Source organism: Emergencia sp. 1XD21-10 (assembly GCF_009936045.1).
Classification (GTDB): Bacteria; Bacillota; Clostridia; order Peptostreptococcales; family Anaerovoracaceae; genus Senimuribacter; species Senimuribacter intestinalis.
Genome location: NZ_QWEQ01000001.1, coordinates 1 through 12,675, shown reverse-complemented (window position 1 = coordinate 12,675; position 12,675 = coordinate 1). Strand labels below are relative to the sequence as shown.

The window sequence follows — 12,675 nt, the reverse complement described above, 5'->3', positions numbered from 1 at the left end:
CTTTTTCAGTTGGAACAAGTGACAAGGGTTCCTTCATATGATAGAGAATCAGAAATAGATTGGAGGAATTACATTGTCTATCATACGTCACTATTTCCCTGGCAATAATACGCCAGAGGGATTTTTCTCTTACTACGGATACATTCTTGGACAGCGTGAGGCAAGCCGTATCGTTTGCATTAAAGGCGGTCCCGGCACAGGAAAATCTACTTTTTTAAAGAAGGTGGGCAAAAGACTTTCGGAAGCGGGGGAAAGTGTAGATTTTCTGCATTGCTCTGCAGACGATAATTCCCTGGACGGAATCATTCTGCCGGATAGAAAAATCGCTTTTGTGGACGGTACCAGCCCTCATGTTATAGATCCCATTACGCCGGGAGCTGTTGATTACATCATTAACTTCGGAGAATTCTGGAACGACAAGAAAATCGCAGACTGCAAGGAGGACATCATCCGCTATAACGAAGAATGCTCCGGATGGTACAAAATCGCTTATAATTATCTGGCGGCAGCAAAGAAAATTTACGATAGCATGGCAACCATCTACGATGACGGAATTGAGGTTTCTGAGATTTACAAGTTGGCTGCAGATATCATCGATCAGGAATATCAGAAATATGATATTTCTTTTAAGTCTGGTGCAGTAAAAAAATTCTTTGCAACGGGTCTCACATGGGAGGGCAGTATTTCCTATCTGAAAACCCTGCTGCAGCAGTCCAAGAAAATCTACCTGATTAACGTACCGGAGGGCTACAGCAATACAAGCTTTATGAACGTGTTGCAGGATGGTGCTGTGTACCGCGGCTTCGACGTGGAAAGCTTCTACTGTCCGATGGATCCTGCCTATAAACTGGAACATCTGCTGGTGCCTGAGCTGGGTCTTGCATTCATCACCACAAACAAGTGGCACGATCTGGAGCCTTGGGAAATCACCGGGGAAGAAGGCACATTGAAAGAAATCACTATGGTGGATATCAGCGATTATCAGAGCACTTACTTCGCTGAAAAGAACGCAGGTATCATCGGGAAACTCTCAAAGCTGTACGCTTCTTTGATTCAGGAGGCCATGGATGCGCTGGCAAGAGCCAAGGAGACCCACGACCTTGTAGAGAAGATGTATATTAGAAATATGGATTTTGAGAAAATCGATCAGCTGGTGGAAGACACTGTAGCAGAGATTTTGAAGTAGATGAAAAGGCACTTGCCAGGGTCAGAGGGACCAAAGGCAAGTGCCTTCTTGCTATTCTTTTTCCAAGCGGTTATAATAAGAGCATTCAATAGAGAAAAAGGTGGTAGGACATGCATTACAATTGCTTAATCGTAGACGATGAAAAAATGTTGGCGGACAGCACGGCGGAGTACTTCAATCTCTTCGATGTGAAAACAGAAGCGGTGTACAGCGGCGCTGAATGTTTGGCATTTTTAAGTGAACATACAATTGATTTGCTTCTTTTAGATATCAATCTTGGTGAGTGCAGCGGTTTTTCTTTGTGTAAAGAGCTGCGGGAGACGACGGATATTCCGATCCTGTTTATTTCTGCAAGAAGCAGCGACGATGATAAAATTGCGGCACTTTCCATCGGCGGTGATGACTATATACAGAAGCCTTATTCTCTTGGCGTACTTCTGGCGAAGGTGAAAGCGGTGCTGAAGCGTTACGGCAGAGCGCAAAATACTTGCTACGACGACGGTTATCTTCGTGTTGATTTTACTGCCCGTGAGGTTTTTGCAGGCGGCGAGCCTGTAAAGCTTACTGCTATGGAATTTAAGCTTCTGGTCTATTTGATGGAAAGCAGCGGTACAGTGTCTAAACAAGAGATTTTTGAAAATGTTTGGGAAGACAAATTCACAGGAGACGGCACCCTCAATGTACATATCAGAAAGATTAGAGCTGCAATTGAAAGAGATTCTGCAAATCCTAAATATATTTTGACGGTCTGGGGTGAAGGTTACAAATTTGTGGGGGAAATCAATGAAAAATAGAGCATTTGTCATTTCTCTCATCATCTGTTTTGTAGCGGAATTGGGTATTCTTTTCTTTGCGGCAGGCTCCAGCAAAGATTTTTCTAAGGATAGCGTGGCAGTCAATCGTGTACTGCAGTCTGTGGAGGAGGACTGGACGGATTTGGCTCATCATCAGCAGGCTGAAGGGATGGACTATACAGTCATTGATACAGAAGGTAACGTGCTGTTTCGGACAGCCCATGGAGAAAGCGATACGATACATAAAGCCATCGTACACGGTGACACTATACTTGACGTGGAAATCGACGGCGTTGTTTTGGGAAAGGTGATTATCAAAAATACATCTGCAGAAGTTTTTCAGCGCAATCAGCGGCGCTTAATTTGGGCGCTTTCTGCCGTGATTTTTCTGCAACTTCTAATTTGTCTTGTGTATTTTGCTTATCTTACAAAAGTGGTGATAAAACCTTTTGCGAAACTGAGTGACTTTGCAAAGCAAGTGGCGAAGGGTAACCTGGATATACCGCTGGAAATGGACAGAAGAAATATCTTTGGTGCTTTTACAGAAGCCTTTGATATGATGAGAGTGGAGCTGAAAAAGGCAAGAGAAGCGGAGGCTTTGGCAAATCGCAGCAAAAAGGAACTAGTCGCTGAGCTTTCCCACGATATCAAGACACCAGTAGCTAGTATCAAAGCTGCAGCAGAGGTGGGTGCCGCCCTTGCCGCTGATGAAAAAACGAGAGAGAATTATCTAAGAATTGTTGAAAAAGCTGACCAGATTACGGCTTTGACAAATAATCTCTTGACGGCTACGTTAGAAGAACTTGTGCAGCTTTCTGTTACGCCGGCAGATGTAGAAAGCGGAGCGGTTTTTGGTCTTTTGGCTAGCGCTGATTATCTGCACCGCACCGAAGTTCCAAAGATTCCAGAATGCTTGATTTACGCGGATTTACTGCGGCTGCAGCAGGTTTTTGATAATATCTTTGTCAACGCATATAAATACGCAGATACTGAAATCGAAACCTCTGCAGAAGTTGAGCATAAGCATCTACGCATCGTCATAGAAGACTGTGGCGGCGGGGTTGCGGAAGAGGAACTGCAGACGCTAAAGCAGAAGTTTAAGCGGGGCAGTAATGCGGGCGAGCATTCCGGCGCAGGACTGGGCCTTTATATTGCGGATTATATTATGCAGGAAATGGGCGGAAGTCTGAAGTTAGCAAACGGCGCACAAGGCCTTAAGGTCATCGTGGAGATTGCGCTAAGTGCAAGCGAAGATTTAAGGATTATTTAAGGATTTGCTAAAGACTGTTAAGCAGCTGCAGCGGTAGAATAGAAGCTGAAATGGAGGTTTTATGATGAAAAATATACTGCTGGAGACGGAGAATTTGAGCAAGTCCTTTTCTAATGGAGGAACTTTACAGCACGTTCTTAAAAATATCGACCTGAACCTTTACGAAGGAGATTTTACTGTAATTATGGGTGCCAGCGGCGCAGGTAAATCGACGCTTCTATATGCGCTGTCTGGCATGGATACGCCGACCCTTGGAAAAATTACCTTTAGTAATGAGGATATCTCTCATTTGAATCAGGATCAGCTTGCTGTGTTCAGACGAAAACACTGCGGCTTTGTGTTTCAACAGATTCACCTTATTGACGGTATGACGGTGATGGATAATATTCTTTCTGCGGGTCTTCTTGTGAACCAGAAGAAACGGGAGCTGGTTGAAAGAGCAAAAAGTTTGTGCAAGCTTGTTGACATTTCTGAGGAAATGCTGCATAAATTTCCTTCCCAGCTTTCAGGTGGTGAAGCTCAGCGGGTTGGCATTGTCAGGGCGCTGATTAATACGCCGGAGATCCTTTTTGCAGATGAGCCTACAGGGGCGCTCAATTCAAAAACTGGTCTTGCGGTGCTAGATTTGTTGACATCCTTTCATGAAAAGGGACAGAGCATTGTGATGGTGACTCACGATATGCGTTCAGCCAGAAGAGGAAATCGAATCCTCTATTTAAAGGATGGTATGATTTTGGGCGAGTGCAATCTTGGTCATTATGTCCATGACGATAAGTCTCGTCATGAAAAACTTGCAGCATTTCTGGAAGAGATGGGGTGGTAGCCGTGAAGAGACTTTTTCTGATTGCAGCTGCCAATCTGCGCAGAGCAAAGGGGCAAACTGCTGCTATCGTTGCGCTTGTGCTTCTTGCTTCTGTTATGCTGAATCTGGGACTCATGCTTTCTATGGATTATAAGGAAAACTTTGACAGATATCATGAAGAACTTAATGCCGAGCATGTCATCTTAGCAGTTGGCAGCCGCAGCCCAGAGGTTCGCAAGACGATAGAAGAAGAACTGACTGCAAATGTGCTGACAGAAGATTACAGCTTTAGTGATGCCTATATGATGATAGGCTCTTTTCCCTATGGAGATGGTGAGATTAATTCTAATCTGCTAATCTTAGAGAAGGAAACCGCGCTGTCCCGTTCTATCGGAAAGGTGGAAATTGTGGAAGAAGATTGTAGCAGTGGGATCTATCTACCCATGCTTTATGGTACGGACGGCAGAATTACAGCAGGCGGCACCGTAGACTTCACCATCGGAAATACGGTAGAAAACTATCCTGTCTGCGGATTTATCAACAGTGTTATGGCAGGCTCTCACAATTGTGTGATTACGGCAGTTCTCTTCACCAAAGACCGGTATGACGCTTTGAAGGATAAAGGAATCGCTGCAGAAACTATGATGGTGTCTGTTCGGATTAAGGATAAAGAGCAGAGTCAGGAATTTGAGGCAGTTTTGAAAAATGCAGTATCTTCTGCATACCCGGACCTTTATATTGTGAGCAATTCCTATGAGCTTGTTACATCTTCGCGCTATATTTCCCAGATGATTTGTACCAGTATTGTCAGTGCTATGGCTTGTTTTATTGCACTGATTGCGCTGGTAGTGATCTCCTCTAATGTAATCAATTATATACAGGAAAACATGCATAATCTGGGTGCACTGAAAGCCATGGGATATACCAGCAGACAGCTTGTTGAATCGCTCCTCCTGCAGTTTTCTGGTGTAGCGCTGCCTGTATCTTGTCTTGGTGCAGCTGCTGCCTACGGGATTTTTCCGATGATAAACAACATGATGATATCGCAGACTGGCATACCGTATAAAATGCATTTTCTGTCTATGCCATATGTAATTACGATTTGCCTGTTGACTCTCATCGTATCCTTTGTCGTATGGCTCTCTGCGCGGCGCATAAAAAAGCTGGAGCCGATTACAGCGCTGCGTCAGGGGATACGGACTCACAGTTTTGCAAAGAGCTACATTCCTCTGGAAAGGACTCGTTTTTCACTAACAGCTGCTCTCGGACTGAAGGCAGGGCTGTCACAGCGAAAGCAAAATATTGTGACTGCAATTACGGTGTTAGTATTGTCTTTGTTTATCGTATTCTCAGGACTCATGCGAGAAAATATGATTGTCAATATGGAGCCATTTATTAATCTAATCGTAGGAGAAACAGCGGATTCCTGTATCAGCATCGACCATAGCGCAGAAGATGCTTTTTTACAGCGTCTTGCAGAAGATGAGAAGGTGGAGAAGGTGTATCTTTATCACAGCGAGGAGGTTCGCCATAAAGACGGGGTCGCTCTTATGATGACCTGCTGTGACGATTTTAACGATGTAAATAATCAGAATGTGGTGTTTGACGGAAGATTTCCAAAGTATGATAATGAGGTGGCGCTTGCTGGCAAGTATGCTGGGGAAAAAGATTTGGAAATAGGTGATGAGATTACGCTGAGTGCCGGTGGTAAAGAGGCGGTATATCTCATCTGCGGGCTGACGCAGATTTCCAATAATTTGGGCAAGGACTGTCTTTTGACGAGATCTGGCTATGAAAGAATGGCTGATTTACAGAATCTTAGCTTTTATATTGATGTGGCAGAAGGCGTGGATATCGATGAGTTTCACGAAGAAATCAGTGAAGCCTTCGGCACGCAGGTTAATACCACCATTAATGTGGCTTCAGCTGTTATAGGCGGTTCGAAGGTCTATGTTTCATTGATGAAGATAATTGTCATTGCAATTCTAGCATTGAGCTTTCTGATTACGGTATTCGTATTGTACCTGCTAGTTCGGATTATGCTCAATAGAAAAAAGAAAGATTATGGTATTATGAAAGCCTTAGGATTTACAACATGGCAACTGATCTTGCAGACGGCGCTCAGCTTTATGCCTGTTGTGATTTTATCTGCAGCAGTAGGGCTTATCATCAGTGCTTTAATTATCAATCCGCTGACAGCTTTGTTCTTACAGGGAATTGGGATAGTAAAATGCACCTTTACAGTGCCAATAGGATTTATTACAGTCTGCGGCGCACTTCTGGTTCTGTTTGTTTTCGCAGTAACCTGTATTCTGTCCCTAAGGATTAGACGGATATCGCCAAAAGACCTTTTATCCGGTGAATAAAAGGTCTCAGGCTTCTTTGATTTTTTCGATGAGTTTTTCCATGTCCGCAGGGAGCGGCGCTTTGATTTCAAGGGGCTCTCCTGTCACTGGGTGAGAAAATCTCAGCATATAGGCGTGCAGTGCCTGTCTATCTAAAAGGGAAGGATTATAGCCGCCGTAGAGATGGTCGCCGATGAGAGGGTGACCCAAATGAGACATATGTACACGAATCTGATGGGTTCTGCCGGTTTGAAGGAGCAGCTCTACCAGCGTAAATCCGGCAGGAAGCTCGGTTACTGTAATTAAATCGCCGTTTACGGTAATCAGATCACCCGGTTTAAATGCTGGTTCTGTGACTTTTTCATCTTCCATAATGCTGTCTTTATAGCCCTGGTAGGCGGCAAGTCCGCTGCCCAGGGTTTTTCCTTCGTAGCGGGCTAGGACTTTTACGTGGGTCACGGAAGGGTATCCGCCTTCCTCCATGACTTTTCGCCTTACATCCTCAGGGTCTGGTCTGCCGATAGGAAGGTCGATGGTAAAGCTGTCTTCGGCAATAATACCTGCGACCAGTGCGATGTAACGTTTTTCAGTAGTATTAGCTTTCATCTGCTTTACCACATCGTCCTGGGCATGGGAGTTTTTTGCCACGATTAAAAGACCGGTGGTGTCCATGTCGAGCCGGTTTACGAAGCGGATTTTAAAGGACTGATTGGTATCCTCCATGTATTTCATCAGACCGTTGGCGATGGTGTGATAAGGATGTCCCTTGGTGGGGTGGACGATAATGCCCGGCTGTTTGTTGATGACGAGCAGGTCATCGTCTTCATAGACAGGATAAATGGGAATATCTTCAGCAGGAAAGTCGCTTTTTTCCTCCGGCAGTTTAATAGATAGTACATCGCCCTCTTTAGGAGAAATCCAGCCTGCCACTTCTTTTCCGTTGAGAAAGACAAGATGCTGGAATTTTAGCTTGCTCAAAAGGCGGGAGGAGAAGCTGAATTTGCTTCTGAGAAGGGCCTTGATGGTCATGCCTTCGTCTTCTTTTGTGATGGTATATTGAAACTTGCTCATAGGAATTTACTCTTTACTTTCGTCCAGAAATCGTAGTTTTCAAAGCGCATCAGGTTGACGTGAATGTCAGAGAAGCTGACTTCGATTTCTTTGATATTTTCGTATTCGGCAGTGGTGCCGTCATAAACTACGCACAGCTTATTCTTTTCCTCATTCATGTCCGGTACAACGCCAAGGGATAAATCCGAAGGCAGCAGAATACTTGAAGTAAAAGAACGATAGGCGGTGGTATTCATCGGCGCAACAGGCGTAACCTGAAGCAGTTTCAGACGCGGATCTACAATGCTGCCGCCCAGAGAATAGTTATAGGCGGTGCTTCCGGCAGGCGTAGCAATCAGCAGTCCGTCTCCCGAAAAACGCTCAATAAAGCTGCCGCCGATGGAAATATTTAAGTGAATGGAGTAGGTGGAATTGCCCTTTAGGAGCACCTCGTTGAGTCCCACATGCTCAGCAGTTCCGATATCTGTAGTGATGCGCACTTTAACAGTAGAAAGCTGCTGAATGGAATAGCGTCCTTGTGTATAGTAGAAGATAAAATCATCCAGCATAGAGGGCATGATCTCCTGGAAAAAACCTAGATGACCGGTATTGATGCCGATGATCGGCATAGTGGGGAAGTCAAACTTATGTATGGCTTCTAGGAAGGTGCCGTCTCCGCCGATGCAGACCAGAAGGTCCGCTTTTTCGGTGTATTTTGGCAGTAAAACAAAGCCGGAATTATCCAGCTTTTGTTTTAACTGCTTTTCTATTCGTTTAGATGTTTCGCTGTCGTTGGCGTAAATATAAATTTTTTTATTCATATCAAGTATTCTATAACATCTGAAATGGCTTTTCAAGAGGTTTTACAGGAGAGATGCAAGTTCTTCTACCAGCTGCTTAAAGGTTTCCATGGCGAGAAGTACAGGCTCCTTACTGCTCATATCAACACCAGCAATTTTGAGAAGTTCTACGGGATAATTGCTGTCGCCGGTTTTTAAGAACTCGATGTAAGCATTCCGAGCAGGCTCGCCTTCCGCGAGAATTTTGCCTGCAATGGCGGTCGCTGCGGAATATCCGGTTGCATACTGATATACGTAAAAACTTCTATAAAAATGCGGGATTCTTGCCCATTCATATTTGATATATTCGTCTTCTGAAAGGCTGGCACCAAAGTAATCCTTGTTCAGCTTTTCGTAGTTTTCGCATAACCAGTCAGCAGTCAGAGAGCCGCCTTCTTCTACATATTTGTGTGTCATATGTTCAAATTCTGCAAACATAGTCTGACGGAACAGGGTAGTTCTAAATTCTTCGATATACAGATTCAGAAGATATTTGCGCATGGTCGGATCTGTTTCTTTATTTAAAAGATGCTGCATCAGCAGGGATTCATTGACTGTGGAGGCAACTTCTGCCGTAAAGATAGAGTGACTGCCATAGGTAAAAGGCTGAGTTTCTCTTGTGTAGCTTGCGTGCATGGAGTGACCCATTTCGTGCACCAGCGTAAATACATCTTTTAAGGTATCTGAATAGTTCAAAAGGATATAAGGAAAACTGTCATAAGATCCGAAACTGTAAGCGCCGCTGGTTTTTCCTTCGTTTTCGTAAACATCAATCCAGCCGGCATCAATACCTGAAAGAACGCGATCCATATATGTTTTTCCAAGAGGCGCTAAGCCTTCCTCCATGATTTTTACAGCCTCTTCGAAAGAAACTTTCCGCTTTGGAATTTCAACGAGAGGCACATAAATATCGTACATTTTCAGTTCATCAACTGCGAGTACCTTTTTTCTTAGGTCGATATAGCGATGCAGTACGGGTAAATACTCATGTACGACAGTAATAAGATTATCGTAAACTGATTCCGGGATATTGCCGCCGGAAAGAGCAGCGGCTCTGGCAGAGTCATAATGTCGAATGTTTGCACCGATGACATCGGTTTTTACATTGTAGTTGTAAGCGGAAGCAATGGTATTTACAAGACCTTTATAAGCTTCATAAACGTGGGTAAACGCAGATTTTCTCACATTTCTATCGTGACTTTCCATAAAGCTGATAAAGTTGCCGTGGGTGAGGGAAACTTCCTCTCCGTCCTCATCTTTGATAGTACCAAAACTGATATCTGCATTGTTCAGCATGGTGAAGATTGTATCCGGCGCATCAGTCACTTCAGAAAGTTGTGCTAAGATATTCTCTTCTTCTTTAGAAAGTACATGCTTCTTTTCACGGATCAGATCTTCAATAACAAAGGTGTACTGTGAAAGAGCGGGCAGCTCTTTGATAAAACTGCGCAAGGTTTCTTCAGAAGCGGATAAAAGCTCCGGTGTCATAAAACTCATGGCAGCGGAAACTTTTGCGATAACACCGCTGACCTTGTCGTACATGGCCTGCTGAGCGGACACACGGTTATCTTCATCCAGTTTCATTCTGGCATAGACATAAGCGCGCTCCAGTTTCTGCCAGATAGCGTCTTTTGTTGTAAACGCATCAAGGAGCATGTCGGGACTTTCGGTTAAATGTCCCTGAAACTTTGAAAAATCGGCTGTTTGCTGTAATACTTCTTCGATATCCTTTTCCCATGCGGCAGCATTTGCGTACATCGCCTGTATGTTCCATTGATACTTTGGATCAATTTCATTTCTGTTTTTTAATTTTTTGTTTCCCATTTCTACCTCCAGTGTAGTATAATAAAAGACTGATAGGAGTAGTATAACACAAAACTGAAAGGAATAGTATAGATGGATAACAGACCAATCGGTTTTTTTGATTCGGGACTGGGTGGACTTACCAGTATTCCCCATATAATGCGCGAGCTGCCGAAAGAGAGGATTATCTTCTTTGGTGATACGGCAAGAACGCCTTATGGCTCCAAGTCGCCGGACACCATCAGGCAGTTTACTATGCAAATCGGAGATTTTTTGATTAAGCAGGGCGTCAAGATGATTGTGATTGCTTGTAATACGGTGAGTGCGACCTGTGTTGAGGATTTGCGAAAGGCTTATCCTGATATTCCGGTCATCGGCGTCATTTCACCGACAGCAAAGGTAATTGCAAACAAGTGCAATATGAACGATCACATTGGAATCATCGCAACAAAAGTGACGGTTAAGTCCAATGCCTATGAGCAGAAGATCAATGAGAAGCACCCGGGACTTAAGCTTTATTCCAAGGCTTGTCCTGCCTTTGTGCCGCTAATTGAGGAGGGAATTATCGACAATGAGATTATGGACCTTACCGTCAAGTATTATTTAGATGATTTTATCAGGGAGAATCAGATTAACCGTCTGGTTCTGGGGTGTACACACTATCCGCTGATTAGTGACAATCTGAAGCGGATTTATCCGGAACTTCGCATAATCAGTTCTTCCAAAGAAGTGGCAACAGCCGTGCATATTGAGCTGGAAAAAAGAGAAATGTTTGCTGCAGAAAGGGAAGGCGAAAATGTATTTTATGCCAGCGACCTTTCGGAAAACTTTGTCAACATGATCCAGAACATTCTGGGCAGGCAAAAAGAAGAACTGAACATTCGATTTAAGAATTTGGATATTTAAAGAAAAGTAGGTAGGATACGATGGATAAAGAGGAATTATTTGCACTTTTAGATATTGAAACTGGTGCCGAATTTGAGTACTTTGAGAATTTTGCTGATTTTGTAGAACACGAGGGTCTCATCGATAGCGACGCAGTCTATGAATTGATCACTGATGTGGATATGAAAACCTTTGCAGAGCTCTGCGAAAGCTATTTTTACGAAACTTTGGAGAATGTGCCGGGAGATCAGATTGACCTGTATAACTTGCTTGAAAATATTAAGCGTGTGTTGGTAGGACTTTCTGAGGCTGTTCGCAAGGGTGAGGACAATGCAGAACTGAATCTGGCAGACGAGTTTAATCGGTTCAGACTTTGGTATTCCTCCGAAAGTGAAGTGGAGGTAAGGAAAGTGCCGTCGGGAGAAACATCCTTTGTTCCGGTCCGGGATGCTCTTGCCGACGCCAGACTGGAAAAACTCAACGGAGAAGAGTATCTCTATGATTTTTCAAACGCGCTCAGCTATGAAATAGAGGAATTTATGATGACTTACGCTGATCTTGCTGAGGAGAATTAGTACCTATCGCAGATTTTTACCGAAAAGGTACGAAAGTACTGCATTTGTTTCATTCAAAATATAGAAATTGAGGAAATAATTTCTATATTTTGGATGTTTATATGTAAATGAAAGCGTAAAAGTCTAAAAAACATGACTGAATTTCACTTTTATCGCCAGAAATCTTTTCGTTAGTAAAAAATAACCCCGAATTTTTAGTACCTTTTCTGGAAAAATCGGTGAAAAGTACTAATGCTGAGGGTTAGTATCTTTCAGTAACCAATAGAAAGCTTCCCGCATATGATGAAATAAAACATAAGGGAGGTTTTTTATGGGAGACTTCAGAAATGACTGCTGCGAACCGTGTGAACCGTGCTGTGAGCCGGCGCCGGAATGCTGCTGCGTGAGACCGCAGAACAATTGCTGCTGCAATAACGACAGCGGAAGTGGTCTGGGTATACTTATTTTACTGGTTGTGCTGTATTTTCTGTTTTGCGGAAATGACAACAACCGAGGCGGAGGCCTCTTTGGAGGACTGTTCTAAACAAAATCAAAATCCCCCATACTTTGGTAGATGGGGGATTTTTTGTGTGGCTATAAGGAAGCGAATCTGTTCAAGCATGCGAAATCCTAAGAATTCTCTTAGAAACGACAAATTTGACCGCACAGCAGCCAAAAACAGCCTTTGCGGTCATTTGTAAAAAATGTGTGAAGCCTAAAATGACCGCAAACCCGTCATTTAGACTAATTACGGTCATAAAAAGGATGATAAACAGATTTGCACAAAGAAAATTCATCTGGTTGAGAGAAATTCAGGGTAGTCTTATCTGCAGATTTGGAAAATATTGTAATATTTTTGAATAATAAATATGTCGTTGCGTCATTTAGAGCCGACAAATGATAGTTTTTTGACCGTATTGATTCAAAACTAACCGGTTACGGCCAGAAATGCTGTAACCGGATTTTCTAATCTGACCGCATGATACCAATTTACGGTCTGTGCGGTCAAATAACCAGTTTCTGAAATAGAAGTTTCTTTTCATGTTCCGCCATATGTAGCATTAGAACAATGTAGGTTTACAATAGATGTGTTACAACTGAATAAAAAAATTGCAAGATCTCATTTTTGTGTTAAAGTTAAGTTACC

Annotated in this window: 11 protein-coding genes; 8 read left to right on the top strand and 3 right to left on the bottom strand. The window is 43.3% G+C overall.

Annotation, left to right across the window (positions count from 1 at the left end; genetic code table 11):
* The first annotated feature begins 73 nt into the window (after positions 1–73).
* The 5 genes from D1151_RS00055 (at position 74) to D1151_RS16960 (ending at position 6,418) form a co-directional block, all read left to right on the top strand.
* Positions 74–1,186: an ATPase gene (locus D1151_RS00055; RefSeq protein ID WP_161907498.1), complete on the top strand. Its 1,113-nt coding sequence runs from the start codon at positions 74–76 to the stop codon at positions 1,184–1,186.
* 110 nt (positions 1,187–1,296) lie between these two features.
* Positions 1,297–1,980, top strand: a complete 684-nt coding sequence (locus D1151_RS00050; RefSeq protein ID WP_160202653.1) for a response regulator transcription factor — start codon at positions 1,297–1,299, stop codon at positions 1,978–1,980.
* Positions 1,970–3,250 (top strand): HAMP domain-containing sensor histidine kinase, encoded by a 1,281-nt coding sequence (locus tag D1151_RS00045; RefSeq protein WP_160202652.1) that lies wholly within the window; start codon positions 1,970–1,972, stop codon positions 3,248–3,250. The genes D1151_RS00050 and D1151_RS00045 overlap by 11 nt, the downstream gene beginning before the upstream one ends.
* Before the next feature lie 61 nt (positions 3,251–3,311).
* Positions 3,312–4,073 (top strand): ABC transporter ATP-binding protein, encoded by a 762-nt coding sequence (locus D1151_RS00040; protein ID WP_330588229.1) that lies wholly within the window; start codon positions 3,312–3,314, stop codon positions 4,071–4,073.
* Positions 4,074–4,075: 2 nt separating this feature from the next.
* Positions 4,076–6,418: an ABC transporter permease gene (locus D1151_RS16960; protein ID WP_160202651.1), complete on the top strand. Its 2,343-nt coding sequence runs from the start codon at positions 4,076–4,078 to the stop codon at positions 6,416–6,418.
* 6 nt (positions 6,419–6,424) lie between these two features.
* Here D1151_RS16960 and D1151_RS00030 read toward each other — a convergent pair whose 3' ends face one another.
* From D1151_RS00030 to pepF, 3 genes are read right to left on the bottom strand one after another with little or no spacing between them, the layout of a single operon-like run.
* On the bottom strand, positions 6,425–7,468 hold the full coding sequence (locus tag D1151_RS00030) for an RluA family pseudouridine synthase (RefSeq protein WP_160202650.1): 1,044 nt from the start codon (positions 7,466–7,468) through the stop codon (positions 6,425–6,427).
* Entirely contained in the window at positions 7,465–8,268 is an 804-nt protein-coding gene (locus D1151_RS00025) for an NAD(+)/NADH kinase (protein WP_161907497.1), read from the bottom strand. Before D1151_RS00025 ends, D1151_RS00030 begins: the two co-directional genes overlap by 4 nt.
* 42 nt (positions 8,269–8,310) lie before the next feature.
* Positions 8,311–10,110 carry an oligoendopeptidase F gene (gene pepF, locus D1151_RS00020; protein WP_161907496.1) on the bottom strand — a complete coding sequence of 600 codons (1,800 nt, stop codon included), beginning with the start codon at positions 10,108–10,110 and terminating at the stop codon, positions 8,311–8,313.
* Between the two features lie 72 nt (positions 10,111–10,182).
* Here pepF and murI point away from each other — a divergent pair, with 72 nt between their 5' ends.
* From murI to D1151_RS00005, 3 genes are all read left to right on the top strand, one after another.
* The gene (gene murI / locus D1151_RS00015; protein ID WP_160202647.1) at positions 10,183–10,995 is read left to right on the top strand and encodes a glutamate racemase; all 813 of its coding nucleotides are present in this window, start codon (positions 10,183–10,185) and stop codon (positions 10,993–10,995) included.
* Between the two features lie 20 nt (positions 10,996–11,015).
* A complete protein-coding gene (locus D1151_RS00010; protein ID WP_161907495.1) occupies positions 11,016–11,549 on the top strand; it encodes a hypothetical protein in 534 nt (177 codons plus the stop codon).
* Positions 11,550–11,859: 310 nt separating this feature from the next.
* Positions 11,860–12,072: a hypothetical protein gene (locus tag D1151_RS00005; RefSeq protein WP_160202645.1), complete on the top strand. Its 213-nt coding sequence runs from the start codon at positions 11,860–11,862 to the stop codon at positions 12,070–12,072.
* Positions 12,073–12,675 lie beyond the last annotated feature (603 nt).

What these genes read in the sequence shown, in the direction of transcription:
- D1151_RS00050 (WP_160202653.1), top strand. Translation starts at nt 1,297, where the DNA reads ATGCATTACAATTGCTTAATCGTAGACGATGAAAAAATGTTGGCGGAC.
- D1151_RS00045 (WP_160202652.1), top strand. Translation starts at nt 1,970, where the DNA reads ATGAAAAATAGAGCATTTGTCATTTCTCTCATCATCTGTTTTGTAGCG.
- D1151_RS00040 (WP_330588229.1), top strand. Translation starts at nt 3,312, where the DNA reads ATGATGAAAAATATACTGCTGGAGACGGAGAATTTGAGCAAGTCCTTT.
- D1151_RS00030 (WP_160202650.1), bottom strand. Translation starts at nt 7,468, where the DNA reads ATGAGCAAGTTTCAATATACCATCACAAAAGAAGACGAAGGCATGACC.
- D1151_RS00025 (WP_161907497.1), bottom strand. Translation starts at nt 8,268, where the DNA reads ATGAATAAAAAAATTTATATTTACGCCAACGACAGCGAAACATCTAAA.
- pepF (WP_161907496.1), bottom strand. Translation starts at nt 10,110, where the DNA reads ATGGGAAACAAAAAATTAAAAAACAGAAATGAAATTGATCCAAAGTAT.
- murI (WP_160202647.1), top strand. Translation starts at nt 10,183, where the DNA reads ATGGATAACAGACCAATCGGTTTTTTTGATTCGGGACTGGGTGGACTT.
- D1151_RS00010 (WP_161907495.1), top strand. Translation starts at nt 11,016, where the DNA reads ATGGATAAAGAGGAATTATTTGCACTTTTAGATATTGAAACTGGTGCC.
- D1151_RS00005 (WP_160202645.1), top strand. Translation starts at nt 11,860, where the DNA reads ATGGGAGACTTCAGAAATGACTGCTGCGAACCGTGTGAACCGTGCTGT.